Origin of the sequence: uncultured Roseovarius sp. (assembly GCF_947259555.1) — a bacterium.
GTDB lineage: Bacteria > Pseudomonadota > Alphaproteobacteria > Rhodobacterales > Rhodobacteraceae > Roseovarius.
Window position 1 is genome coordinate 45,352 of the sequence record NZ_CAMYMD010000008.1, and the last position, 26,282, is coordinate 71,633.

Consider the following 26,282-nt stretch of genomic DNA (forward strand, 5'->3'; position numbering starts at 1 on the left):
ATGTAATAGGGACGTGCCAAACGATATATCCATGGAGAACCGGAATGGAGATTCGCGAGGCCCTCACCTTTGATGATGTTCTGTTGGTGCCTGCGGCATCGAGCGTGCTGCCCAACACGGCGGATACGCGCACCCGGGTGACGCGGACCATCGATCTCAACATCCCGCTGCTGAGTTCGGCCATGGACACCGTGACCGAGGCGCGCATGGCTATCAGCATGGCACAGTTCGGCGGCATCGGCGTGATCCACCGCAACCTGACGGTCGAAGAGCAGGCCCGCGAGGTCCGCCGCGTCAAGCGGTTCGAGTCCGGGATCGTCTACAACCCTGTCACGTTACGCCCGGACCAGACGCTTGGCGATGCCAAGGCGCTGATAGAGCGCTATAATTTCACAGGCTTTCCTGTGGTGGATGAAAATGGCCGGGTTGTGGGCATCGTGACAAATCGGGACATGCGCTTTGCGTCGAATGACGAGACGCCGGTGCATGTGATGATGACAAGCGAAAATCTCGCCATCCTCCAGGAACCCGCCGATCGGGACGAGGCCAAGAGCCTGATGCGCGCCCGCCGGATCGAAAAGCTGTTGGTCACGGACAAGACTGGCAAGCTCACCGGCCTACTGACGCTCAAGGATACCGAGCAGGCGGTGCTCAATCCGACGGCCTGCAAGGATGAGTTGGGCCGGTTGCGGGTCGCCGCGGCCTCGACCGTGGGCGATGCGGGGTTCGAGCGCACGCAGGCCCTTGTGGATGCGGGCGTGGACATGATCGTGATCGACACTGCGCATGGTCATTCCGAAGGTGTCGCGCGCGCCGTGGAGCGTGCCAAGGCCATCTCCAACGAAGTGCAGGTCGTGGCGGGCAATGTCGCCACCGCAGAGGCGACGCGCGCGCTGATCGGTGCCGGGGCGGATGCGATCAAGGTCGGGATCGGGCCGGGCAGCATCTGCACCACGCGCATGGTCGCCGGTGTTGGCGTGCCGCAACTGACCGCGATCATGGATTGCGTGGCGGCGGCCGGCGACGTGCCGATCATCGCAGACGGCGGCATCAAGTTCTCGGGTGATTTTGCCAAGGCGATTGCGGCGGGGGCCTCTTGTGCCATGGTCGGCTCGATGCTGGCCGGTACGGATGAAAGCCCGGGCGAGGTTATCCTCTATCAGGGCCGCACCTTCAAGGCGTATCGCGGCATGGGCAGCATGGGTGCGATGGCGCGCGGCTCTGCCGATCGGTATTTCCAAAAGGATGCCGCCACTGACAAGCTTGTGCCCGAGGGCATCGAGGGGCAGGTGCCCTACAAGGGAACGTCGGGCACGGTCGTCCATCAACTTGTCGGCGGTCTGCGGGCCGCGATGGGCTATACCGGCTGCGCCACGGTCGAAGAGATGCGCCGCGATTGCAATTTCGTGCGGATTACCGGGGCAGGTCTCAAGGAGAGCCACGTGCATGATGTCCAGATTACGCGGGAATCGCCCAACTACCGTATTGGATAACAGGTGCGCGCTTGGGCCGCTCAGGCTGACTTGCTCAGCCGAATCGGGTGAGCCCATCTTGGCACATCGCATGTGCCGCTCCGTCCGTAGATCTGCAACCGGCCATACTGGCCGGTTTTCCCTTGCACGTGCGCAGGTGCCTCAATAGAAGACGCGTGATTTTGACCGCCGCGGACGCCTCCGCGGCCCGATGCATATGAGAGGACGAACATGCAGGTCACCGAGACCCTCAACGAGGGGCTGAAACGCGGCTACAAGATGATCCTGCCAGCCACCGAGCTGGATGACAAGGTCAATGCCAAGCTGAAAGAGGCCCAGCCCGATATCGAGCTCAAGGGCTTTCGCAAAGGCAAAGTGCCGCTGCCCCTCCTGAAAAAGCAATTTGGCCAGCGTGTGCTGGGCGAGGCCATGCAGGAAAGCGTCGATGACGCGATGAAGGCGCATTTTGAGGAAAAGGGCGAGCGCCCGGCGTTTGAGCCTGACGTCAAGATGGCCAATGAGGAATGGAAAGAGGGCGACGACGTCGAGATCGAACTGAGCTACGAAGCTCTGCCCGATATCCCGGAAGTTGACCTGAAATCGCTCAAGCTGGAGCGTCTTGTCGCCAAGGCCGATGACGCGTCGGTGGATGAGGCTCTGAACAATCTCGCCGAGAGCGCACAGGATTTCAAGGATCGCAAGGAGACCGTGAAATCCAAGGATGGCGATCAGGTCGTGATCGACTTTGTCGGCAAGGTCGATGGCGAAGCCTTTGACGGTGGCACCGCTGAGGACTATCCGCTCGTACTTGGCTCCAGCAGCTTCATTCCCGGCTTCGAGGAGCAGCTTGTGGGCGTCAAGACCGGGGAGGAAAAGGCCGTGACCGTTACCTTCCCGGAAGAGTATCAGGCAGAGCATCTGGCGGGCAAGGAAGCGGTCTTTGACTGCACGATCAAGGCCGTGCGCAAGCCCGTTGCTGCCGCGCTCAACGATGAGCTGGCCCAGAAATACGGAGCCGAGGATCTGAATGCGCTCAAGGAGCAGATCAGGGACCGGCTGGAGCAGGAATACTCAGGCGCTGCGCGCGCCATCCTCAAGCGTCACGTTCTCGATCAGCTTGACGAGAAAGTGAGCTTTGATCTGCCACCCAGCATGGTCGAGACCGAAGCCAAGCAGATCGCACATCAGCTCTGGCACGAGGAAAACCCCGAGGTCGAAGGGCACGATCACCCCGAGATCGAGGTGAGCGAAGAGCACACCAAGCTGGCCGAGCGCCGCGTGCGCCTCGGGCTGTTGCTGGCCGAGCTTGGACAAAAGGCAGAGGTCGAGGTGTCTGACGCCGAGATGACTCAGGCGGTGATGAACCAGGCGCGTCAGTATCCCGGACATGAGCGCGAGTTCTTCGAGTTCGTGCAAAAGAACCCGCAGATGCGTCAGCAGCTCCGTGCGCCGATCTTCGAGGACAAGGTCATCGACTATGTGGTCGAGCTGGCCGATGTCACCGACAAGGACGTGTCCAAGGAAGAGTTGGAAAAGAGCATCGAGGAGATGAACGACGAGTGATCGTCGCGATCGTCACGTGAAGAATCAAGGGCCGCCCCGGGGAGAAGTGGGGCGGCCCTTTTCGTTCTAGCGCAACTGTTGGACGACAGTGCCAATCGCCCAACGGGTTGACGCACCTCTGGGGGTCAGGCGCGCTGATCCATGCGCGAACGAATCTTGTCCTCAAGCACTTCTTTCAGTCGAAGTGCGGCGAGTTTTTCCTGTTTGGTGGTCGCAGCTGAAATCTGTTCCTCGCAGTATTTCTCAAGGTCGGATTTCGGCTTTGTCCGGGCCGCGATAGCGGGCAGGGCAAGGGCCTGCTCATCGGAGATGAAAACCTCGCCCTCGATCCCTCCGTGGGCTCGGATACGGTCCATGCGCTCGTCTGTGCAATCGAGAAGCGCCGCAAGCGCCGGAACCTTACCCATGTCCGCAACTTTGCCAACATAGTCATAAGGCGCATTGTCAGACCGCTTGAGCACCCGGTCCATAACCGGGTCGATGACCGTGATGATGTCGGTGATGCCGGATTGCTGCGCATACTCGAGAGAGCCCAGCATCAGTTCGCATGTGGCGTAGGATAGTGAGTTTGGCCCCTTGCCGCGCCCAAGCCGCTTGGTATCGACACAAAAGCGCGTGGATTCCCAGATCGTCGCGCTCCGGATCGGCGGCTCGCCATCGAGAATCTCGGAAAATACATCCGACAGCATGTGAGGTCCGGTCGTCTGGAGGGCACGGACGCAGGACACAACATGTCCCTCGTCATCAAGGCCGATCACATAAGCCGGGTCGAGATCGTCGAAATGGTCGCGCTCCCGTCCCTTATCCACCGAGACATCCCACCCCAATCTACCACCGAAGACTCGCCCTCGGAGCAAGAACATCTCGTCCAGGAGTTTCGGAAATTTATGTTTGTTCAGTGCGTCGATGACCAAGATCATTGGAGTTCCCCATGTCTGCGTGAGTGATGTGTTGTAGAGTGAGTGCTCTCTACCTACCGACTCTAGACAAACGCCGCACGGGCGCTATTGGGGAAAACCCGTAGTTGAATTTCTTGTTACATTTTCGTGATCTTGGTGGTGGCCTTACAGTCAGCCAAGACGACCAGATGGGCCACAGATTATCCGGGATAAATCAATCCCATGGAGATGGCCCGACCCACCGCCTGCGCCGTGGTGAGCGCATAGAGCTTGTGTCTTGCCGACCTCAAATGCACCTCTACGGTGCGGTTTGAGATACTCAGAATATCGGCAATATCTTGCTGGGATTTACCGGCCGAGGTCCATTGCAAGGCCTCAAGCTCTCTGTGAGACAGGGTTGGCGTGCGCAGCAGATTCGACAGGTTATCGGACCGGATGACCATGTCATGAACATGCACGGCAACCGATTGCAGACCGACCAGAACCTCGCCCTTGAGCTTGTTCCACTCTTTCTGCGACAGGCTGCTGGTGACGCTCAGGCCACCGACATCGCCATAAGGGCCCCGCACGGGTATTGTCAGCCCCTGATCCCGAATTCCAAAATCGCGGGCGTCGTCAAACACCATCAGAAAGTTGCTGTCCCGGTCAAGTCTTGCCCAATCTACCGGCGCAATGCTGCGACGCGCCTTGTGAAGCGTCGGGTCAATCTTGTGATACCCTTGGCTGGCATAATGTGCTTTCCAGTCGTCATTATACGTGACATGGCCAAAAATCGAGCCATTGACCGGGTTCATCCCGGCATAGGCGATATCATCGACCCCAAATCTATCACGCACGTTGAACAGGAAGCGCGAGAAATCATCCGACGCTTCGGGCAGATCCTCGAGGTCGAATAGATCGTGCTGGCCGAAGATGCTTGGGAGGTTATCCATATCGCGGGCAGATCCGAGTGCTAGGTTTGGGTGACTGGAGACTGACCCCTCACGGAACAAAAATAAACCGAACAGACGCTATACTGATTAAACTGACACCCGTTATCAATGGTATCACTATACATATATCGTTTAACATCGACAGAGATGATCTGTCGACCACATTGACAAAAGAGAATGCCGCACAGCAAGCTGTGCGGCATTTTTCGCGATACAATTGGCCGATTCAGGCTTTATTGTCGCCATCGTCGATTGCATCCGAACCGCCAGGCAGGTCGTCATCGTCCGACGCGGCGGCGCCAATATCGTCAAAGAGCTCGGCGATCTCGAAGTCAGCAGCCTGTTCGGCCTCAGCCGCGGCGTCCTGAATGCTCTTGCCGGAGGCTTGGATCGCTGCTTCTTCGTTGGACCGTGCCACGTTGAGCTGGATCGTTGCCTCAACCTCAGGGTGCAGCGTCACGATCACGTCATGCAGGCCAAGGTCCTTGATCGGACGGGTCAGGGCGACCTGTTTGCGATCAAGCGTAAAGCCATTCTCGGTGGCCGCGTCGGACGCGTCGCGGGTGCTGACCGAGCCATAGAGAGCCCCGCTGTCAGAGGCTTGGCGAATCACGATGAACTGCTGTCCGTTGAGGCTGTCTGCCATCGCTTCGGCTTCTTTGCGGGTCTCGAGGTTCTGTGCTTCCAGCTGCGCCTTGCGCGCCTCGAAATCGGCAATGTTCTTTTCCGAGGCCGACAGCGCCTTGCCCTGCGGCAAAAGATAGTTGCGCGCGAAGCCGGCTTTTACGTCGACAACTTCGCCCATCTGGCCAAGTTTGGACACGCGCTCAAGAAGGATAACTTGCATCTCAATTCTCCTTATTTCACGGCGTAGGGCAGCAGGGCGAGAAAGCGGGCGCGTTTGATGGCGCGCGACAACTCACGCTGCTTCTTGGCGGATACGGCGGTGATGCGCGAGGGCACGATCTTGCCGCGTTCGGAAATGTAGCGTTGCAGCAGACGCGTGTCCTTGTAGTCGATCTTGGGTGCGTTATCACCCGAGAAGGGGCAGACCTTGCGGCGACGGAAAAACGGTTTTGTAGCCATGGTTTATGTTCCTTTCTTCAGGTGATGGTTCAGCGACGCTCGCGGCGCTCGCCGCGTTCTTCACGCTTCTGCATCTGAACAGAGGGACCCTCTGCGTGCTCGTCGACCTTGATGGTCAACACGCGCATCACGTCGTCATGCAGTCGCATCAGACGCTCCATCTCCTGGACCGCGCTCGACGGCGCGTCGGTCTTGAGAAAGGCATAGTGGCCTTTACGGTTCTTGTTGATCTTGTAGGCCATTGTCTTGACGCCCCAGTACTCGTGTTCCACGAGTTTGCCGCCGTTGTCCGACAGCACGGTGCCAAAATGTTCGATTAGGCCCTCGGCTTGCGCGTTGGACAGGTCCTGACGCGCGATCATCACATGCTCATAAAGCGGCATGTCTGCTCCACTTCTATCAAGGCGCATTTCATAGGAGGGCATATATTCTTTCGCGGCCCATCCACGAGAGTCTGCGCGGTTCATAACGATTGCGAAAGATTGGGCGCGTATACCTCTCGTCGCCGGTTGACGCAAGGCGATTTGAACCGGCCCGCAGAATGCCTCGAGCCTGCCTCATTCCCGGCGTTTTCGAGTGAAAGATTGTATCGAGTAACCGGAAGGGATGAGACAGATGGTGGCCTTGCCTGACTTTGAGCGTGAATTCACTCATGCGCCTTACGATTTCCATGATACGTCGATGCAGCCAGAGGTGGATCCTCGGGGGTTTGATATCGGTCGGGCCATTCTCGTACTCTGTGGCAGTGCTCTGGTCTTTTCCTCTGCCGGTCTCTGGCTGGTCTCGGCTGATGGTACGGACGCGCCGATGATGATGATAAAGCTCCTTTTCTCGGTCACTTTTCTGTTCAGTGGCCTCCTTTGCCTGAGCCGGGTGCGGACCGAAGAGCAAGAGCCGGAAATTCGGGTCGATGTCCTGAACCGGAAGCTGCATGTGATCGAGCCTGCCTGTGGTGCGCGGACGGCGCGCGCTGTTGTGCATGACATCGATTCGCTCTCCGAGCTGGCGATGCGGGATCGGGTATTGACGGCGCGCGATGCGTCCGGGCGTCAGGTCGTCGCCATGAAGGTCGAGGATCGCGCCACGGCGCGCGCGCTGTGCCGTGCCCTCGCGTTCCCCAGGTAGAACGCGGTTGGCAGCTGTTCGCCAATCCACAGAGGTTGTTTGAAACTGCAGGATTGCACTTTGGAGCCGACGGACCATTTTTAGCGCAGACAGTCGCTTTTCAATCATCCGGAGGTTCCAAATGAAAAAGACATTGCTCGCATCGGCGCTTGCCCTTGCCGCGACCGGCGCAGTTGCCGCACCCGAGACATACGAGCTTGATCCAAGTCACAGTCAGGTTCTGTTTTCCTACAACCACCTCGGATTTTCGACCACCCACGGCATGTTTTCTGGTTTCGAGGGTGAAATCATGTTCGATGCCGAAGATCCTGCCAATTCTTCGGTCGACGTGTCGATGCCGGTGATGTCGATGTTCACAGGCTGGGAAAAGCGCGAAGAGCATTTCATGTCGGATGACTTTTTTGGGGCAAGCGAAGGCGACATGGTCAGCTTCACATCAACGGCCATCGAGGTGACGGGCGACAATACCGCATTGATCACTGGGGACCTGAGCATGAATGGCGTAACGAAATCGGTCGTTTTGGACACCACGCTCAATCAAAAGGCCGAGGCGCATCCTATGAATAATCGGCCTTGGCTGGGCTTTGACGCAACGACAACGCTCTTGCGGTCGGATTTCGGTGTCGACAAGTTTGCGCCATATGTCAGCGACGAGGTTGAGGTGCAGATTTCGATCGAGGCTGGTCAGCCTGAATAAATCCAAGCCTGAATAAACCGCCGATTCTCACGGGAATAGGCCGTTCGCAAAGTCTGCGGACGGCCTTTCTTTTGTGACGGCTTCAGGTGCCGTAGGCGCGCTGAGGTCCCATGACATCGTCGGCCGCCAGTAACAGGGCGTCGGCGATCGCATCGAGATCGGGGCGTGTCAGACGGGCGGGCAGGCGGGCATCGCAGGCGCGCATCAGCATGGCGCGGGTCTGCGGCAGATCAGGTGTGTCGCCCGGCAGGAATTGCCAGTTCCAGAAGGCGCGGGCATTGTCGGCGCTGAGGCCAAAGACCTGCACCTTGATGCCACGCGCCGCTGCCGCCGCGGCAAAAGCGCGGGTGTCCTCGTCGCTCAGCCCCACAAGGTTGAACTGAATGGAATCCGGCGCGCGCTCTTCCGGCCCGAGCTTTTCAGGCACCGACAGCCACGGCGAGGTATTGAGCTGCGCCGCAACGTAATCGTGATTGGCCCGCCCGTCGCGCACCCGGCGCGCCACCTCGGGCAGTTGCGGGCGGATGATCGCCGCCGAGAGGTTGTTCAGGCGCAGATTGTAGAGTGGCAGGCGGTTCTGCCAACGGGCGAACGCGGCCTCGATCTCGGGGTCGGGCGCACTCAGGTGTTTGGCCCAGTTGTGCTCGTACGCGCCTGACATGATGACCGCCCGGGCAATGAGATCGGCATCGTCGCTGACCATGATCCCGCCTTCGCCCGCATTCACCAGTTTGTAGGATTGAAAGCTGAAACAGCCGACGCGCCCGATGGTGCCGATGTTGCGGCCGCCCCACGTGGTGCCGAGCGAATGCGCCGCATCCTCGATCACCGGCACGCCGCGCGCGTCGCACAGCGTCATGATCCGGTCCATGTCGGAGGTGTGGCCGCGCATGTGGCTGATGATGACGGCCTGCACATCGTCCAGCCGCGCCTCGAAATCGGCCATGTCGATGCGGTAATTCTCGCCCACCTCGCAGAGCACCGGCACGCAATCGGCATGCACCACCGAAGAGGGCACGGCTGCGAAGGTAAAGCCGGGGATCAGCACGCGCGCGTCGCGCGGCAGGTCGAGCGCCTTGAGCGAGAGAAACAGTGCCGCCGAGCAGGACGAGACCGCGAGCGCGTATTTCGACCCCAGAAGCTCTGCAAACTCCCGTTCCAGGAGCGTCACCGGCGCGTTTTCCGGTGCGGTGTAGCGAAACAGATCGCCCGATTGCAGCATCCGGTCGATTTCCGCACGGGCGGCTTCGGGGATGGGTTCCGCGTCATAGACATTGGGTGCGCGTGTCATGTTTTCGGATTTCCTGAATATAGCCTTCGGTTTTCCGGAACATATAGGCCCGAATTGTGACAGTTTGTCAAAGAAAACCCCGCCCGATTGGGGCAGGGTGCGTTTTTTAGCCGAAGCGATGGCGGATCAGAAGCCGAGCCGGTCGCGCATGGAAAACCATGTCATCGCCAAGGCCAGAAGCGGGGTGCGCAGGGCACTGCCGCCGGGAAAGGCCGGGGCAGGCACGCGCGACAGGGTCTCGAACCCCGCCGCCTCGCCGCGCACCGCATCGGCCATGAGCTTGCCCGCATGGGTCGCGGTGCCCACGCCATGCCCCGAATAGCCCGAGGCCGAGAGCATGTTGGGCGCAAGCCGCGCGAGATAGGGCATGCGTTTCATGGTGATCGCCAGCGTGCCGCCCCAGGCATAGTCAATGCGCGCGTCGCGCAGGTGGGGAAAGATCTCCAGCATCGGCTTGCGCACAAGCGCCGCGATATCGCGTGGAAAGCGGTAGCCATAGCTCTCGCCGCCGCCGAACAGCAGGCGCTTGTCATGGCTGAGGCGAAAGTAATTCACCACGAACTTGCTATCGGCCACGGCCACGTCACGGGCCAGCACGCGGGCGGCCGCGTCGCCCAGGGGCTCGGTTGCGGCGATGAAATTGTTGATCGGCATGACGCGGGCGGCGACCTTGCGGTCAAGCCCGCCGAGATAGCCGTTGCAGGCGAGGATCACGTGATCGGCGCGGGCGGCGCCGGCATCGGTGGCCACGCGGGCCGGGGTGCCGCGCGTGATGTGATGCACCGCCGACCCCTCAAAGATCCGCACGCCCGCCGCCTGCGCCGCGCGGGCAAGACCGAGCGCATAGGCCAGTGGGTGCAGATGGCCCGCGCCCATATCGAGCGTGCCGCCGCTGTAGGCAGGCGAGGGGCAGAGCGTCTGCATCGCATCAGCATCGAGTTTCTCAAGCTGATCATAGCCATAGCGCGCGGCCAAATGATCGGCATAGGCATGCTCTGCCGCCGTCTCGCGGGTCGAGAAACAGGCATGCGCCACGCCGGGTTTCAGGTGACAGTCGATACCGTGCCGCGCCACCAGCGACTTGACCAGCGTCTTGGCCTCCTCGGCCAGATCCCACAGCTTCGACGCATCCTCCGGCCCCACCAGCCGCTCCAGCGCGGTCTGCTCCATCCGCTGCCCGCTGCCCAGTTGCCCGCCATTGCGCCCCGAGGCGCCAAAGCCCACGCGCTGCGCCTCGAGCAGGACCACGTCGAGCCCCGCTTCGGCCAGATGTAGCGCCGCCGAGAGGCCGGTATAGCCCGCCCCCACCACGCAGACATCCGCCCGCACCTCGCCGCGCAGGGGCGCGAAGGGGCCGAGCGGTGCCGTTGTCGCGGCATACCAGCTGGGTGGATATTCACCGCGCCGGTCATTGGCATAGAGCAGGTTCATGGTTTCTTCTTGGTCAAGATACCCAGATCGGACGGCCGCAGCCGATCAGACATTCATCAGGAGGTGCTCGCGTTCCCACGGGCTGATGACTTGCAGGAATTCCTCGTACTCGGTGCGCTTGACGATCCCGTAAACCCGGCAGAACTCCGAGCCGAGGATATCGTGAAGCGGCGTCGCCCCTTCGAAGAGGTCGAGCGCATTGCCCATGACATTGGGGATATCCGGCTCTCCGGCATAGGCGTCGCCCTTGAACTGCTTGTCGGGCCATTCTTCGTTGATCATGCCCAGAAGGCCGCAGGCGAGGCTTGCGGCGATGCCGAGATAGGGGTTGCAGTCCATGCCCGCCATGCGGTTTTCGATGCGGCGTGAATCCGGCCCGGAGAGCGGCACGCGAATGCCGGTGGTGCGGTTGTCACGGCCCCAGGCAAGGTTGATCGGCGCGGCGTGATCCTTGACGTAGCGGCGATAGGAATTGACGTAAGGCGCCAGCACCGCGATGGCCGAGGGCAGGTGTTTCTGCAAGCCGCCGATGAAGTGGAAAAACGCATCCGTCTCGCCGCCCTGTGGGCCCGAAAACATGTTACGCCCGGTTTCGATGTCGAGGATCGAGTGGTGGATATGCATGGCGCTGCCCGGCTCGTCCTCGATCGGCTTGGCCATGAAGGTGGCGAAACAATCGTGGCGCAGCGCCGCCTCGCGGATCAGGCGCTTGAAATAAAACACCTCATCGGCGAGCTTGATCGGATCGCCGTGGCGCAGGTTGATTTCCAGCTGCCCGGCGCCGCCCTCTTGCGTGATGCCGTCGATCTCGAAGCCCTGCGCCTCGGCAAAATCGTAGATATCGTCGATCACCGGTCCGAATTCATCCACGGCGGTCATTGAATAGGCCTGGCGTGCGGCGGCAGGACGGCCCGAGCGGCCCATCATCGGCTTGATGCTCTGCGCGGGGTCAATATTCCGCGCCACCAGAAAGAATTCCATTTCCGGGGCGACGACCGGTTTCATACCGCGTTTGTGATACATCTCGACGACGCGGCGCAGCACGTTACGGGGCGAAAACGGGATTGGTGCGCCGTCGCGGTCAAAGGCGTCGTGGATCACCTGAAGTGTCCAGTCAGCCGTCCAGGGGGCGGCCGATGCGGTAGACATATCGGGGCGCAGGATCATGTCCTTTTCGATGAATCCGTCCTCGTCTGCGGCCTCTCCCCAGTCGCCTGTGATGGTCTGGTAAAAGATCGAGTCAGGCAGGTGAAAATACTGTTGGCGCGCGAATTTGGACGCCGGGACGGCCTTGCCACGCGCGATGCCGGGAAGATCGGAGATAATGCACTCCACCTCGTCAAGGCGGCGGTTCTCCAGATAGGATTGGGCGGCCCCGGGCAGTGAATTTGTCAGGTCAGTCAGATCGGCCATGGCTGGCACCTCGTTTGAAAAAATCCGCCATCCGGGCGGCGACGGTCGCATTGGCGGTGGGCTGATCCAGCTTGGCCACCGCGTCTCGTAGCAGATCGTCAGGGACTACGCCCGGCGCACGGTGGTGAATGAGCCGGTCCACCATTGTCGCGGTGAATTCGGGATGGGGCTGGATCGTGTAGATGCTGTCCCCATAAACGAGCGCGGCGTATTTGCAAAACGCGCTTGTGCCCACAACATCCGCACCGTCCGGCAGTTTGGTCACCTGATCCTGATGCCAGGCATTGAGCGGGAGGCGCTGGCCTTCGATGTCATAATCGGTAACCCCGACCTTCCAGCCGCCCTTGAACTTTTCGACTTTGCCCCCGAGCGCCTGCGCAATGATCTGATGGCCAAAGCATACCCCCACCAGGGGCCGCTTCGATACCTTGATGTCACGGATCAGCTGTTCAAGTGGCGCGATCCATGGATGATCTTCGTAGGCGCCGTGTTTCGAGCCGGTAATGAGCCAGCCGTCTGCGGCCAGAGGGCCCTCGGGAAATTCGCCATCGACGACGTTATAGGCCGCGAACTCAAAGCCGTGCCCATCCAGCAGATCCGCAAACATCACTTCGTAGTCGCCCAGCTCATCGAGGACGATATCGGGGGCATGGCCGGTTTTCAGGATGCCAATTTTCATGCAATCCTCTTGATTTGATCAAATTCAGGCAGGGTGCGCATCGACACGCTACACGGTTTCGAGATAGGTCTTCCAGTGTTCATCGTCGGGTATTGCCGCCATATGTGCCAGTTCCTGACGTTTGGTCATCACCAGATTGCGGATCAGGTCAGGATGAAAGATCCGTGCGATCATCGGGTCATGCTCAAAGCGGTCGATGGCCGTGGCCCAATCGGGCGCAAGCTGCGGCAGGTCGGCCTCGTAGGCGTTGCCGGTGATCGGGGCGGGGGGGGTCATGCTGTCCTCGATGCCGGTGATGGCCGCGCCGAGAATCGCGGCAGAACTCAGGTAAGGGTTTATGTCGCCGCCCGCCACCCGGTGCTCGATCCGGCGCGCGGCATTGGGCCCGCCGGGGATGCGCACGGCGGCTGTCCGGTTTTCATAGCCCCAGCCCGCGCCGGTCGGCGCATGTGCGCCCGGCACGAGGCGGGCATAGCTGTTGGCGTGTGGTGCAAAGATCAATGTTGATGGGGGCATGGCGGCAAGACAGCCTGCGACTGCGCTGCGCAGGGTATCTGTGCCTTTGTCGGTGCCATCGTCAAACACGTTGTGCCCGTCGCGATCGAGGACCGAGAAATGCATGTGCATGCCATTGCCCGTATCATCCGCGAACGGCTTGGCCATGAATGTCGCGACAAAGCCATGCTTGCGCGCAATGCCCTTGATCATCGTCTTGAAAAGCCAGGTGTCGTCTGCGGCGCGCATCGCGCTCTGATGGTGCAGGGTCAGCTCGAACTGGCCGATACCTGCCTCGCTGATCGCGGTTTCGACGGGGATGCCCATCTCTGCACCGGCGGAATAGAGCGCGCTGAGGAACCCGTCAAACGAATCCATCTGCCCGAGCGACAGGATGCCCGGGGCCTTCATCCGGCGGCCGGATCTCGGGTCTCGGACTGTCTTGAGGGTCTTGTTGTTCGGGTCAACAAGGGTGAATTCCAGCTCGGTCGCTGCAAACACCTCCCACCCGCGGCTGGCGTATCTGTCGAGGACCGCCGCGAGCGCGTGGCGCGGATCGCCGGAAAAGGGGCTTCCGTCTTCGTGGTGCATGACCATCGGCACAAGCCCTTGCGGCTCGTCCAGCCAGGGCAAAGGCACTGCGCCGCGATCGGTGGGCAAAAGCAGCCCGTCGATGTCTCCGGTTTCGAAGACCAGCGGTGAATTCTCGATATCCGCCCCTAGAATGTCGAGGTTGAGTGAGGAAAGCGGCATGCGCACACTGCCCGACGAGAGTTTGTCGGCATGCGAGGCCGGCAGACGCTTGCCGCGCATCCGGCCGTTGAGATCGCACGCGGCCACGCGGAAGGTCTGGAACTGGGTAAGGTCCATCTGGAAAAGATCCTGATCATGATTTGCGCCAGCCTAGCCCGGTTGTGAGGGGTTTGCCAAGATAATTTGATCAAAAATTTTTGACCTGGCAGGCACGCTCTTGTATTGTCGTCATCCGGCTTGACCGGATGACCTCTTGCGGCGCGAGATCCTCGGGTCATGCCCGAGGATGACGCGGGGCAAGTCATCAACTCAGGCTTTGCTGCCAGCGGGATTCGAGCTTTTCGATTGCGGCGATGCGTTCGGCCGTCTTGGGGTGGCTGAGCAGCCAGGCTGGCATTGCCCCACCAGGGCCGGATGTCAGCGCCTCCAACTTCTCGAACAGGGATTTCTGCGGCGAGGTTCCGATCCCGGCCTTGGTCAGAAGGGCCGCCGCATAGGCGTCGGCCTCGTATTCGTCGCCGCGCGACAGCCGGGCGGCGAGAAGCGTGGTCAGACCGTTCGCGATCCAGACGCCAATGCCAGGCAGGAAGCGCGACAACAGCATGGCGAGTGCTGTGCGCAGGGCATTCTGGCCTGAAAAGTCGATCATCCGGCGGCGCGAATGGCCGAGAGCCACGTGGCCCAGCTCATGCGCGATGACCGACGCCATTTCCTCGGCGGTGACTTCACCTGTCTGGAACTTGCGATAGAATCCACGGGTGATGAAAATACGCCCGTCGGGGGCGGCAAGACCATTCACCGGGTCAATCTCGTAGATGTGCACCCGCACACGCGGTAGATCGAGCGCCCGTGCAAGCCGGTCTGTCATCCGCTTGAGGATGGGATCGGCCAACTCGGACGATTGCTGGTCAAGCTCACGCGTGGTGCGCCAGACCGAAAACCGGTACATGGCAAGCGCGTAGAGCAGGGCGAGCAGGATCGGCGTGAATTTGATCATGCGGTCGATATGGGGCTGCCGCCATGAACAGGCAAGCCTGAACAGGCCCGCACATTTAGGTTTGCGCCTTCACTCCTGCGCGTCGTGCTGATTCTGCCCGTCATGGGTGTGCTTCTCGCGTTTGAGGATGGCGTGATAGCCAAATCGCTGGATCGCCGCGGCGAAAATTCCAAGCCCGGTGATGATGAACAGCGTTGTGCCGATCTTGCCCAGGACGGTCGCAGGCACAAGGTTGCCGTACCCCACCGTTGAGAGCGTGACCACGGTAAAGAAGTAGCTGTCGATCCAACTCCAGCCCTCAACGAGGCGAAAGAAAACGGTACCGCTCGCGATCACCATCACAAGCAGGGCGATGAGGGTGCGTGCGCGGGGCTGCCTCATGCGCGCGCGGCTCCGTCCTCCGCCATCAACTCGTCGATCACCTTGAGCCACATCTCGGACGGCTGGCAGCCGGGCACTGCGTGTTGACCCGCTACGATGAAGGTGGGTACGCCGGTGATCCCCATCTGGCGGAACTGTGCGTCGCGCGCCTTGATGTCCTCGCGGTCCGCTTCGGTCTGCAACAGGCGCAGGATCATCGCGCCGTCCATGCTCAGGCTGTCGGCGATATCGGCGAGGGTTTCGTGATCGCCGATATCGCGGCCCTCATCGAAATAGGCGTGAAAGAGGGCCATCGCCATCCGGTCCTGGCACTCTTCGATGCCGGCCCAATGCAAGAGGCGGTGCGCGTCGAGCGTGTTGGGCGTGCGCTTGATTGTGGCGAAGTCGATGGAGAGCCCCGCCGCCTCGGCGCGGTCCAGCACCGGGGCGTACGCCTTGATCGCGCCGTCCTTGCCACCAAACTTTGTCTCAAGATACTCGACCCGGTCCATGCCTTCGGCGGGCATGTCGGGGTTGAGCTGAAAGGGGTGCCATTCGATCTGGAACGGATGGTCGGGACGCTGGGCAAGCGCCTGATCCAAAAGGGTCTTGCCGATATAGCACCAGGGGCAGATCGGGTCGGAAATGATGTCAAGCTTGACCATGAAGGTCCTCGTAAATCGGCCGCAGGGCGCGGCGCAGGAGTTTGCCATTGGCCCCTGTGGGCAGGGCCGTGACGTGGATATAGCCACGTGGGGCTTTGTAACCCGCGAGGCGCTCGCGCGCGAAGGCGTCGAGTGTCGCGGGGTCGAGCGGGTCGGGGCCAGTATAGAAGGCCATGATCACGCGTGCATCCTCTTTCACCTCAATGTCAGTGACCGCGACCTGAGTGATGCCGGGATGCTGGGTGAGAGCGGCCTCGACCTCCATGGGCGAGACGCGAAAGCCGCCCGCGTTCATCATGTCGTCGGCGCGGCCCATATAGGTGATCTGGCCATCCTCGTCCATCGCGCCCTGATCGCCGGTCAGGAACCAGTCGCCCTGGAATTTCGCCGCCGTCGCCTCGGGCGCGCCGAGATAGCCGAGCATCAGGCCGGGGTCGGACTTGTGAATGGCGATGGTGCCTTCCTCGCCGGTGGTCACAGGGCCGTCGGGGCCGAGGATCGCCACGCGCCGCCCTTGTTGCGGTCGGCCAAGCGTGCCGGGGGCCGCAGGGTGATCGGGGCTGCCGGAGATGAAGGTGGAGCATTCGGACATGCCGTAAGCCTCATACACCGGTGTGCCGGTGGCGTCCTGCCAGTGTTGGCGGATCGTGTCCGACAGCTTTTCGCCCGCCGCGAGCCCGTGGCGCAGGCCGGGCAGGGCAAGCTTCATGCTTTGCTTGAACATCTTGCGGTAAACGCCTGGGGCTGCTGCAAAAATCGTCGCATCATGGCGCTTGAGCAGGAGCGGCAGTTGATCCGGTGTCACCTCGGGCGCGGGAATGAGAGCCGTGGCGCCCATGGCCCAGGGATCCATCAGCCCGGTGCCGAGCGTGAAGGTCCAGTTGAAGGCCCCGGCATGGCAGAGCCGGTCGTCGCCGCGCAGGCCATACCAGCCGTCATACATCATCCGCCGCGCCCAGATCGCGCGGTGCGCGTGGCAAACCGCGCGCGGCGTGCCGGAGGTGCCGGAGGTGTAGATGATATAGGCCAGCCTGTCAGGATCGCCCATGTCATACTCGGCGGGGGGCAGGCCGCGCATCGCCTCGAGCGCGGATTCGTCGAGGATCGGGATATCGGTCTCGGGGCAGGCGATCCCGCTTGCGCGGAGGATCAGGCGGGGCTGCGTGGTGGCGATGATCCCGGCCACTTCGGGCGCGGTCAGCTGGCTGGAGGTGGGGATGGGGATGAGGCCCACGGCGATGGCCCCGAGATAGGCGATCGGGAATTCCACCGTGTTGCCGAGCCGCATCAGCACCCGGTCGCCGGGCCGCAAGCCTGCGCGCAACAGCCCGGTGCCGGTGCCGCGAATGGCGGCGTGCAGGCGGCCGTAGCTCCAGCGTTCGGCACCGGACAGGCGTAGGATGGCAAGCGCTATCTTGTCGGGATGCGCCTCGGCCCGGCCCATGACATGGGCCGCGAGGTTGAAGGGCGCGGGGCAGGGGGCGCTTGAGCCCTGATCGAAAATCGCGGTCATGCGCCGGGCTTAGGCGGAGCGTGCGCTGGTTGCAAGTGCGCGCGCGCGTGCCTATAGCTTTGCGCCATGACCGACCAAGCCTCGCATCCCCTTCTGCGTGTCACGCGTGACACCGGCGCCCCTGCGGCGACCGAGCCGCTTGATCTGGGTGCACGGGTGCGCGACTTGCGCAAGGCGCGGGGCTGGACGCTGGAACAGGCCGCCAGACAGGCGGGACTGGCCCGCTCGACGCTGTCCAAGATCGAGAATGGCCAGATGTCGCCGACATATGAGGCATTGAAAAAGCTGGCGCAGGGGCTGGAAATCTCGGTGCCACAGCTCTTTACCCCTCCCTTGCGCGGGCAGATAAACGGACGCATGGCCTTGACCAAAGCAGGCGAGGGCACGCCCAAGGCGACGGCCACGTACGAGCACGATCTGCTGGCGGAAACATTGAGCCAGAAGCGCATGATGCCGTATCGTGCCCGGATACGCGCCCGGGCGGTCGAAGAATTTGGCGGATGGGTGCGCCATGACGGTGAGGAATTTCTGTATGTTCTGACCGGCGTTGTGCGGCTCTATACCGAGTTCTACGAGCCCATCGAGATGCGCCGCGGTGACAGCGCCTATTACGACGCCACGATGGGGCATAACGTGATCTCGACAAGCCCCGAAGATGCCACGATTCTTTGGGTGACCTCGCTGGATTGAGCCTGCTTTCGTTCGGGTCGGCGAACGCTGGCTCCGCGCGCCTTCGCCATCGCGCCGCGACGGCTGTTCTCGCTCGACCCTCGTCTGAACTATCCGCAGGCGGCCCCTTTGCCCCTTGAGGACGTGGTATTTTCCCTTGATCTGTGCTGGGATCTCGGAACCGAGCGCGAGCCGAGGCAGAAATGGTTGCGCAACGTCGTATCGGATGTCTTCAAGGGCATCCGAAACCAATGATAGGAATCCGAGGCAATAAATTGAATACGCGACAGAATTGTGCGCTCGATGGACATCTCACGGCTCTAGCCCCTTCCGTGACATATCGTGATAGGCTGAGCGCGTGACACATGATCAGATGCTCATCTTCTCGATACTCGGTGCGACCATGGGGTTGTTCCTGTGGGGCCGACTTCGGCATGATGTTGTCGCCCTTGCGGCACTGCTGGCGAGCGTCGTCGCGGGGCTGGTTCCGACGGACACGGCCTTTGCCGGGTTTGGCCACCCGGCGGTGATCACCGTGGCCTGCGTGCTGATCCTCAGTCAGGGATTGCAGAACACCGGTGCGGTGGACTGGCTGGCGCGCAGCGTGCTGCCGCGCGAGGCGGGGCGGTTGACCGGCATGCTGGCGCTGATGGGGCTGGGCGCGGCACTTTCGGGGTTCATGAACAACGTGGGCGCGATGGCGCTCTTGATGCCGGTGGCGGTGCAGTTGTCGGACCGGCTCGACCTCACGCCGGGGCAGGTGCTGATGCCGCTGGCCTTCGGCACCATTCTGGGTGGGATGACGACGCTGATCGGGACGCCGCCCAACCTGATCGTTTCGGGCTTTCGGAACGAGGCGGGGCTGGGGCATTTCGCGATCTTCGATTTTGCGCCCATCGGGGCGGCGGTCGCGGTGGCGGGGGTCCTCTTCGTGGTGTTTGTCGGCTGGCGGCTGGTGCCGGCGCGGCAATCCGCAGCCGGTGAGAGTTTTGACACCGGGGCCTATTTCACGGAACTGCGCGTGCCCGAGAAAAGCAAGGCCGTGGGCCTGACCCTGCGCGCATTCGAGCGCGAGATCGAGGACAGCGACACGCAGATCGTCGGCCTTGTGCGCAACGAGGTCCGGATCACCGCGCCGCATGGCGGGCGGCGCATCCGAGCCGATGACATTCTGGTTCTGGAAGCCGATGTGGATACGCTGGCCGAGGCGTTGTCGGTGTTCGACATCGAACTGGAAGAACACAAAGCGTCTGCGGAGGACGAGGAGGGGGAAGGCGAGACCCCGGCCGAATCTGAAAGCACCGAGGACGCGGAAGAGGATGAGGAGGACGACAGCCCGGCGCGCAATGACGAGATCGTTCTGCGCGAACTTGCCATCCTGCCCGGCTCGACCATTGTCGGGCGGTCGGCGAAGGACATCAAACTGCGCACGCGCTACGGGCTCAATCTGCTGGCGGTGTCGCGCGCCGGGCGCGCGCCGCGCGCCCGGCTGCGCACGCTTGATCTGAAATCCGGCGACCTGCTGCTGCTTCAGGGAGCCTCGGACGCGGTGTCGGGGTTTGTCAATGACACCGGCTGCGTGCCTCTGGGCGCGCGCGATCTGCGCATCCCCGACAAGCGCATGGCGATCGTCGCGGGCGCGATCATGCTGGGGGCAATCGGGCTCGTGACCTTCGGGCTGTTGCCCGCTGCCGTCGCCTTCGCGCTCGGGGTGCTGGCCTCGATGGTGCTGCGCACGGTGCCGCTCAGGCAGGTTTATACCGCTATCGACTGGCCGGTGATCGTGCTTCTGGCGGCCCTGATCCCGGTCGCGGGCACGATGCAGAGCACCGGCGCGGCCGACCTGCTGGCGCGGGTCCTGGTCGATACCATCGCGCAGGGCAATGCCGTGGTCGCCCTCGGTGTGGTGCTGATCACCACAATGTTCCTGTCGGATGTGATGAACAACGCCGCCACCGCCGCAGTCCTGTGTCCGGTCGCGCTTGGCATCGCCGGGACATTGGGCGTCAATCCCGACAGCTTTTTGATGGCTGTGGCGGTCGGGGCCTCCTGTGCGTTCCTCACGCCGATCGGGCACCAGAACAACACCCTGATCCTCGGGCCGGGCGGGTTCCGCTTTGGCGATTACTGGCGATTGGGGCTGCCGCTCGAAGCGCTGGTCGTCGTGGTCAGCCTGCCGCTGCTGCTGGTCGTCTGGCCGTTGTGACTTGTCGGTGAAAAGGCTGCATAGGCGGCCCGCCGCCTGCCAAAGCGCGTCGTCGGTTCGGACGGCTGCCTTTCGGATCAGTGATGTCACCTTTGAGACAGCCATCTCAAGGGGGTCGGGTCGGTGCTGTAGGACGGCAGAAACAGAGAAACACGCGCCGACGTCGCGGATGGCGCGGATGGCGCGGGCGGCCCCCGGGGTCTTGTGGCGGGTCTTGTGGCGGGAGGCGCAGAGCGCGCCACGCCATTGTTTGCGTGCTCTGGCGGCGGGCAGGCATATTCTTCGGATGCAAAACAGACATGAGGTCGAGACTTCGGAACCGAGATTGGATGGAAACATCAACACCCAAGGGTTTGAAGCTTTCTGGGATCGTCATGCAGTTCTTGGCCGGTGAAGAGCCTTCCGGGGCCCTGTTCCCCTGAAACGTGACGGTTGGATAGCTACAGCGTTTCGACTTTTCGTTGAAACAGTCGTAACGCCGTAGTTCATTGATTTTGCGCAATTTCGAACCGAAAAAGTCTATCAACTTTTTCTGAGATTGCTTTATCGGGTGCGGAACTTGACGTTCAGCGGTGGATCGCAAAACCCGACGCCGGAGGCGGTCCGGCCCCATGCATTACTCCTGCCCGGCGCCTCGCCGCAAAGCTTTCCACAACCCGGAACTTGACAGCACGCAGGGGGAAGTCACCGAAAAAACTGGGGGAAATTTGGTAGCGGAGGAGGGACTTGAACCCCCGACACGCGGATTATGATTCCGCTGCTCTAACCACCTGAGCTACTCCGCCAAACCGAGGCGGTAGGTAAGATAGCCGCGCGTGGGCGTCAAGGCGGAAAATGAACCGGATGATGAAACTTGTGACGGCGCGACGTTTCGCGCAGTGTTGCCGCATGACACCTGTCCCGCATCACATTTTGTCTGACATAAGCCGTATCGTGGGAGAGCGGTACGTGACCACCGGCGCCGGACTCGAGCCCTGGTCGCGGGATTGGGCGGGGACGGTGGAATGGTCGCCGCTGGCGGTCGTGAGGCCAGCCGACGCACAGCAAGTGGCAGACATTGTGAAATTGGCCAACCGGCACCATCTCTCGGTCGTGCCGGTCTCTGGCAACACCAATCTGGTCAAGGGCACACAGGCTGAAGGGGCATTGATGCTTTCGCTTGATCGCATGTCAGCCATACGGCAAATTCGACCCGATGCGCGGGTCGCTATTGTGGAAGCCGGGGTGGTTGTTCAGGACTTGCACGATGCTGCGGCCGAGCATGACCTGATCTTTCCGCTGAGTTTTGGGGCGCGTGGCTCGGCGATGATCGGAGGGGTTCTTTCGACCAATGCGGGCGGGGCGAACGTGCTGCGCTACGGCAATTCGCGCGATCTGTGCCTCGGGTTGGAGGTTGTTACGCCCAGAGGCGAAGTCATGAACCTCATGAGCGCGCTTCACAAGAACAACTCGGGCTACGACCTGCGCCATCTGATGATCGGGGCAGAGGGCACGCTCGGAATCATCACGGCGGCTGTGCTCAAGCTCTTTGCCCGACCGCGCGCCTACGCGACGGCGATGGTGGCGGTGCCCTCTGTCGACGTTGCGCTGCGATTGCTCAACAGGGTGCAGGACGAGACCGGCGGCGCGGTCGAGGCGTTCGAATACATGCCGCGCAGCTTTGTCGACGCTCTGCTTGCGCGGTTTCCCGAGATGCGGCCGCCCTTCGCGCAGTCGTACGAGATCAGCATTCTGATCGAACTGGGGGCGCGCGCGCCGCGCGACGCGGTGCCTGATGGCGAAGGCTGCGTTCCGGTGACCGCGCATCTCGAAGACGTCCTGGCGAGCCTGTACGACGAGGGGTTGGTGCTGGACGCGGTGGTTGCTCAGTCCGAGGCGCAGCGGGCCGAGATCTGGGCGCGGCGCGAAGCGTCGGCGCAGATACTGAGGGTGCGCACGCCCATGGTCGAGAATGACATCGCCGTGGCGACAGATCGGATGGCCGAACTCTTGCGGCGCATCAATTCCGTCAGCCAAGCGCTTGATCCGGATATTGAAAATACCGGGGTTGCGCATCTTGGCGATGGCAACCTGCACTATGTGGGGTGGCCTTCAAGGGATGATCCGGGGCTTTGCCGCGCGATTCAGAAGGCGGTTGAGGCGGAGGTGATTGCCCTCGGCGGCAGCTTTTCCGCCGAGCACGGCATCGGCATGTCCAAGCTGCCTGCGATGGCGGCGCACAAGGATGCGACTGCCCTCGACATGATGCGCTCGATCAAGGCGGCTGTCGATCCGAACGGCATCATGAACCCGGGCAAACTGATCCCTGGTGAATAATCTACTCGCGCCAGTCGAAAAAACCGTCGCCCGCTTGGGCCAGAAGCTTGCCTGCCATGTCGCGGCCCAGTTCTGCACCGTCTTCAATCGGTGCGGTCTGATCGTCGTTCAGACACTCGCTGCCGTCGGGGCGCAGGATCTCTCCGCGCAGGCGCAAGGTACCGCCATCGAGATCCGCAAGCCCCGCGATGGGTGTCTCGCATGAGCCATCAAGCGCCGCCAGAAACGCGCGTTCCGATGCCAGGCGCTGGCCGGTCTCTTTGTGATGAATTGCGGCCAGCATGTCTGCCGTTCGTGTGTCATCCGCACGACGCTCTATCCCGATTGCCCCTTGCGCCACGGCGGGCAGCATCACCTCGGGGGCGATCACCGATGTGGCGACATCCGGCCGTGCCAGCCGGTTCAATCCGGCCATGGCGAGGAACGTGCAGGCGGCGACATCATCATCGAGTTTCTTCAATCGCGTCTGTACATTGCCGCGAAATTCCACAACCTCGAGATGGGGGTAGGCGACCAGGACTTGCGCCCGGCGTCTGAGAGACGATGTGCCGACCTTAGCGCCGGCGGGCAGATCTGCGAGTGATGCGACAGCGGGGGAGACGAACGCATCGCGCGGGTCTTCGCGCGGAAGGTAGGTGTCGAGCGATAGTCCCTCGGGTTGCAGGACCGGCATGTCCTTCATCGAATGTACCGCGATGTCGATTTCGCCGGAGAGCAGCGCCTGTTCAATCTCTCGCGTGAACAATCCCTTGCCGCCAATCTCTTTGAGCGGCCGGTCGGTGATGCGATCGCCTGTCGTCTTTATGACAACGATTTCAAAAGCCTCTTCGGGCAAGTCGAAGGCTGAGCCGAGCCGTTCGCGCGTTTCATACGCCTGTGCAAGCGCCAGAGGCGATCCGCGGGTGCCAATCTTGAGGGGGTGGGACGGGGTGGGCAAATCGAGTGTCATGGCAGAGGTTTAGACGTGACAAAGCGACGTGGCAAGCGCCAGGCGCTTGACATCATCCCGTCCCGAGGCGACCACAGTCAAAACGGAGGACGTGATGCCCGCGCAAAAGACAATTCTAAGAGCCCTTGCAGGCGAGACCCTGCCTACGCCGCCGATCTGGATGATGCGGCAGGCCGGGCGCTATCTGCCCGAGTACAGGGCGACCCGAGCGCAGGCCGGAGATTTTCTTTCTCTGTGTTACAACAGTGACTTGGCGACCGAAGTTACACTTCAGCCGATGCGCCGATACAATTTCGACGCGGCGATCCTGTTTGCCGATATCCTGCTCTTGCCTCAGGCACTCGGAGCGGACCTGTGGTTTGTCACCGGCGAAGGACCACGGCTATCAACGATTACCGACCGCACCGGTCTGGACCGGTTGAAGCCGGTGGAGGACATTCACGAAACGCTCAATCCGATTTATCAGACTGTACGCAATCTCTCGGGTGCCCTGTCGAAAGAGACCACGCTGATTGGATTCGCGGGCGCGCCGTGGACTGTTGCAACCTATATGATTGCCGGTCGCGGGACACCCGATCAGGGGCCCGCGCATGCGCTGAAGGCCGAGAACAAGGAGGTCTTCGAAGCGCTTATTGAGCGGTTGACCGAGGGCACGATCGAATATCTTTCTGCCCAGATCGACGCGGGCGCGGAGGTCGTCAAGCTTTTCGACAGCTGGGCCGGTTCACTGAAAGGTGAGGATTTTGATGCCTATGCTGTTGCCCCTGCGCAGCGGATCATTTCTGAACTGAAAGCACGTCATCCCGGTGTTCCGGTGATCGCGTTTCCGCGTGAAGCCGGGGACAACTATATCGGGTTTCGGGCAAGGACCGGTGCCGATTGTGTTGCTGTGGATGATTCCGTGAGCGCCGCGTGGGTCGCCGAGAATGTCCAGAAGGACGGCTGTGTTCAGGGTAATCTGAAGTCGTCCCACATGGTCACTGGTGGAGACGCGCTGGTGCAGGAGACCCGAGCCATCGTCAAAGCATTGGCCAACGGTCCGCACATCTTCAATCTAGGACATGGGATCACGCCGGATGCGGATCCCGATAACGTTCAGCTGATGATTGATACGGTTCGTGAAACCGCGCGTGACGGCTGACGCGGGTTGCCAGCTCGCCTAGTGTGCCAAGGTGACTGACATTCCGGCCGTGTCACGTGTTGATCGGCGCACGGGATTGAATACAAGAGCGTAAAAACGACCCCTGGGCATGTCGCAGTCTGGCGCGCCATCCCACAAAGGATTCGCAGTCTGTAAGTCGGAGGATATACCGATGAACAGACCGTACCGGGAGACACGCAAGATCGACCCGACCCGTGGGGCGATGCTTGCAGACAACACGCCGAATGACGCCGACCGGATAGAGATCGGGCCGACACGACTGGCCTTTGCAGAGTGGCAAGCTGCGGGATTGAACCTGCCCGATCTTCAAGCGATGCGGCGCTATCGCTGGGAGCGTCTCACGCGGCATGTCATTGATCGCGATTACGCCGGTCTGCTGATGTTTGACCCGCTCAACATCCGTTATGCGACCGACAGCACCAATATGCAGCTGTGGAACACCCATAACCCGTTTCGCGCGGTGCTGCTCTGTGCCGATGGGCATATGGTGATCTGGGATTACAAGAACGCGCCGTTTCTGTCGTCGTTCAACCCGCTGGTGCGCGAGGTCCGTTCAGGCGCGGATCTGTTTTATTTTGACAGGGGCGACAAGGTCGATGTCGCGGCAGATGTTTTCGCGGGCGATGTGCGCATAATCCTGTCCGAGCATGCGCCGGGTAACATGCGACTCGCGGTGGACAAGCCGATGCTCCACGGGCTGCGCGCGTTAGAGGCGCAGGGATTGCAGGTGATGGAGGGCGAGGAGGTCACCGAGAAGGCGCGCAGCGTCAAAGGCCCCGACGAGATACTGGCGATGCGCTGTGCCAACCATGCCTGCGAGACCGCAGTGCGCGCGATGGAGGATTTTGCCCGCGCGCATGTTGGCGATGGCAAGACCTGCGAGGATGACATCTGGGCGGTCCTGCACGCCGAGAACATCAAACGCGGCGGTGAATGGATCGAAACCCGGCTGTTGGCCAGTGGACCAAGGTCAAATCCATGGTTTCAGGAATGCGGACCCCGGGTGTGCCAGCGAAACGAGATCATCAGTTTCGATACTGATCTGATCGGGTCATACGGGATATGTATCGACATTTCGCGCAGCTGGTGGATCGGTGATCGCGCGCCGCGGCCGGACATGATCTATGCCATGCAGCATGCGGTCGAGCATATCCGCAGCAATATGGAGATGCTTAAACCGGGGGTGAATATTCAGGATCTGAGCCGCAATACCCATGTGCTGGACAACAGATTTCAGGCGCAGAAATATGGCTGCCTGATGCATGGCGTGGGTCTGTGCGATGAATGGCCTTTGGTGGCGTACCCGGAGAATATGGTCGACGGCGCCTTCGATTATGAACTGGAGGCAGGCATGACGCTATGTGTGGAGGCGCTTGTGGGCGAAGTCGGCGGGGATTTCTCGATCAAGCTTGAGGATCAGGTTCTCATCACCGAGGACGGCCATGAGAACCTGACACGATACCCGTTTGACTCCGCATTGATGGGCGAGGCTTAACGGGCGCTTGGTGTTGCGGTCCAATGGGAGCGCATTACGTTGCCGTGCCAATCCTGCGTGATGTGGGCCTGGTCTGCGAGGTCGGGCGACGGGGCCGGCAGGGCAAGGGCCATG

General features: G+C 61.5%; 24 protein-coding genes and 1 tRNA gene. 9 read left to right on the plus strand and 16 right to left on the minus strand.

Annotated elements, in window-relative coordinates:
* Positions 1–44: 44 nt before the first annotated feature.
* Entirely contained in the window at positions 45–1,493 is a 1,449-nt protein-coding gene (gene guaB / locus Q0X85_RS01105) for an IMP dehydrogenase (protein WP_297767842.1), read from the plus strand.
* Positions 1,494–1,703: 210 nt separating this feature from the next.
* A complete protein-coding gene (gene tig, locus Q0X85_RS01110; RefSeq protein WP_297767845.1) occupies positions 1,704–3,035 on the plus strand; it encodes a trigger factor in 1,332 nt (443 codons plus the stop codon).
* Between the two features lie 125 nt (positions 3,036–3,160).
* Here the strand turns inward: tig and Q0X85_RS01115 are convergent, their stop codons facing one another.
* The 5 genes from Q0X85_RS01115 to rpsF form a co-directional block, all read right to left on the minus strand.
* Positions 3,161–3,955: an acyl-homoserine-lactone synthase gene (locus tag Q0X85_RS01115; RefSeq protein WP_297767848.1), complete on the minus strand. Its 795-nt coding sequence runs from the start codon at positions 3,953–3,955 to the stop codon at positions 3,161–3,163.
* Positions 3,956–4,134: 179 nt separating this feature from the next.
* Positions 4,135–4,866: an autoinducer binding domain-containing protein gene (locus Q0X85_RS01120; RefSeq protein WP_297767850.1), complete on the minus strand. Its 732-nt coding sequence runs from the start codon at positions 4,864–4,866 to the stop codon at positions 4,135–4,137.
* Positions 4,867–5,092: 226 nt separating this feature from the next.
* Positions 5,093–5,713 carry a 50S ribosomal protein L9 gene (gene rplI, locus Q0X85_RS01125; protein WP_297767852.1) on the minus strand — a complete coding sequence of 207 codons (621 nt, stop codon included), beginning with the start codon at positions 5,711–5,713 and terminating at the stop codon, positions 5,093–5,095.
* A gap of 11 nt (positions 5,714–5,724) precedes the next feature.
* Positions 5,725–5,952 (minus strand): 30S ribosomal protein S18, encoded by a 228-nt coding sequence (gene rpsR, locus Q0X85_RS01130; protein WP_085525039.1) that lies wholly within the window; start codon positions 5,950–5,952, stop codon positions 5,725–5,727.
* 29 nt (positions 5,953–5,981) lie between these two features.
* Positions 5,982–6,335 (minus strand): 30S ribosomal protein S6, encoded by a 354-nt coding sequence (gene rpsF, locus Q0X85_RS01135; RefSeq protein WP_297767956.1) that lies wholly within the window; start codon positions 6,333–6,335, stop codon positions 5,982–5,984.
* A gap of 223 nt (positions 6,336–6,558) precedes the next feature.
* On the opposite strand from rpsF, the gene Q0X85_RS01140 reads away from it, so the two are divergent.
* Positions 6,559–7,077, plus strand: a complete 519-nt coding sequence (locus Q0X85_RS01140; protein ID WP_297767858.1) for a hypothetical protein — start codon at positions 6,559–6,561, stop codon at positions 7,075–7,077.
* 121 nt (positions 7,078–7,198) lie between these two features.
* A complete protein-coding gene (locus Q0X85_RS01145) occupies positions 7,199–7,774 on the plus strand; it encodes a YceI family protein (protein ID WP_297767861.1) in 576 nt (191 codons plus the stop codon).
* Between the two features lie 82 nt (positions 7,775–7,856).
* On the opposite strand, the gene Q0X85_RS01150 is transcribed toward Q0X85_RS01145, so the two are convergent.
* From Q0X85_RS01150 to Q0X85_RS01190, 9 genes are all read right to left on the minus strand, one after another.
* Positions 7,857–9,065 carry an aminotransferase class I/II-fold pyridoxal phosphate-dependent enzyme gene (locus Q0X85_RS01150; protein ID WP_297767864.1) on the minus strand — a complete coding sequence of 403 codons (1,209 nt, stop codon included), beginning with the start codon at positions 9,063–9,065 and terminating at the stop codon, positions 7,857–7,859.
* A gap of 126 nt (positions 9,066–9,191) precedes the next feature.
* Positions 9,192–10,496, minus strand: coding sequence for an FAD-binding oxidoreductase (locus tag Q0X85_RS01155; RefSeq protein ID WP_297767867.1), 1,305 nt, complete (start codon positions 10,494–10,496; stop codon positions 9,192–9,194).
* Positions 10,497–10,541: 45 nt separating this feature from the next.
* Positions 10,542–11,900, minus strand: a complete 1,359-nt coding sequence (locus Q0X85_RS01160) for a glutamine synthetase family protein (RefSeq protein ID WP_297767958.1) — start codon at positions 11,898–11,900, stop codon at positions 10,542–10,544.
* On the minus strand, positions 11,893–12,588 hold the full coding sequence (locus Q0X85_RS01165) for a type 1 glutamine amidotransferase (protein ID WP_297767870.1): 696 nt from the start codon (positions 12,586–12,588) through the stop codon (positions 11,893–11,895). Before Q0X85_RS01165 ends, Q0X85_RS01160 begins: the two co-directional genes overlap by 8 nt.
* Positions 12,589–12,636: 48 nt before the next feature.
* Positions 12,637–13,953, minus strand: a complete 1,317-nt coding sequence (locus tag Q0X85_RS01170; RefSeq protein ID WP_297767873.1) for a glutamine synthetase family protein — start codon at positions 13,951–13,953, stop codon at positions 12,637–12,639.
* 187 nt (positions 13,954–14,140) lie between these two features.
* The gene (locus tag Q0X85_RS01175) at positions 14,141–14,833 is read right to left on the minus strand and encodes a M48 family metallopeptidase (protein WP_297767876.1); all 693 of its coding nucleotides are present in this window, start codon (positions 14,831–14,833) and stop codon (positions 14,141–14,143) included.
* Positions 14,834–14,902: 69 nt separating this feature from the next.
* The gene (locus Q0X85_RS01180) at positions 14,903–15,214 is read right to left on the minus strand and encodes a potassium channel family protein (RefSeq protein WP_297767879.1); all 312 of its coding nucleotides are present in this window, start codon (positions 15,212–15,214) and stop codon (positions 14,903–14,905) included.
* Positions 15,211–15,858 carry a DsbA family oxidoreductase gene (locus Q0X85_RS01185; RefSeq protein WP_297767881.1) on the minus strand — a complete coding sequence of 216 codons (648 nt, stop codon included), beginning with the start codon at positions 15,856–15,858 and terminating at the stop codon, positions 15,211–15,213. The genes Q0X85_RS01180 and Q0X85_RS01185 overlap by 4 nt, the downstream gene beginning before the upstream one ends.
* Positions 15,845–17,371, minus strand: coding sequence for a class I adenylate-forming enzyme family protein (locus tag Q0X85_RS01190; RefSeq protein ID WP_297767883.1), 1,527 nt, complete (start codon positions 17,369–17,371; stop codon positions 15,845–15,847). Before Q0X85_RS01190 ends, Q0X85_RS01185 begins: the two co-directional genes overlap by 14 nt.
* 66 nt (positions 17,372–17,437) lie before the next feature.
* Here Q0X85_RS01190 and Q0X85_RS01195 point away from each other — a divergent pair, with 66 nt between their 5' ends.
* Positions 17,438–18,061: an XRE family transcriptional regulator gene (locus tag Q0X85_RS01195; RefSeq protein WP_297767886.1), complete on the plus strand. Its 624-nt coding sequence runs from the start codon at positions 17,438–17,440 to the stop codon at positions 18,059–18,061.
* 337 nt (positions 18,062–18,398) lie between these two features.
* Positions 18,399–20,246 carry an SLC13 family permease gene (locus Q0X85_RS01200; protein WP_297767889.1) on the plus strand — a complete coding sequence of 616 codons (1,848 nt, stop codon included), beginning with the start codon at positions 18,399–18,401 and terminating at the stop codon, positions 20,244–20,246.
* 708 nt (positions 20,247–20,954) lie between these two features.
* On the opposite strand, the gene Q0X85_RS01205 is transcribed toward Q0X85_RS01200, so the two are convergent.
* Positions 20,955–21,031, minus strand: a tRNA-Met gene (locus tag Q0X85_RS01205).
* Positions 21,032–21,134: 103 nt separating this feature from the next.
* On the opposite strand from Q0X85_RS01205, the gene Q0X85_RS01210 reads away from it, so the two are divergent.
* A complete protein-coding gene (locus Q0X85_RS01210) occupies positions 21,135–22,562 on the plus strand; it encodes an FAD-binding oxidoreductase (protein WP_297767891.1) in 1,428 nt (475 codons plus the stop codon).
* Position 22,563: 1 nt separating this feature from the next.
* On the opposite strand, the gene hemC is transcribed toward Q0X85_RS01210, so the two are convergent.
* On the minus strand, positions 22,564–23,511 hold the full coding sequence (gene hemC, locus Q0X85_RS01215; protein WP_297767894.1) for a hydroxymethylbilane synthase: 948 nt from the start codon (positions 23,509–23,511) through the stop codon (positions 22,564–22,566).
* A 94-nt stretch (positions 23,512–23,605) separates the two neighbouring features.
* Between hemC and hemE the strand changes: the two genes are divergently transcribed.
* A complete protein-coding gene (gene hemE / locus Q0X85_RS01220; RefSeq protein ID WP_297767896.1) occupies positions 23,606–24,652 on the plus strand; it encodes a uroporphyrinogen decarboxylase in 1,047 nt (348 codons plus the stop codon).
* Positions 24,653–24,824: 172 nt separating this feature from the next.
* A complete protein-coding gene (gene dddP, locus Q0X85_RS01225) occupies positions 24,825–26,168 on the plus strand; it encodes a dimethylsulfonioproprionate lyase DddP (protein ID WP_297767899.1) in 1,344 nt (447 codons plus the stop codon).
* The last annotated feature ends 114 nt before the right edge of the window (positions 26,169–26,282 follow it).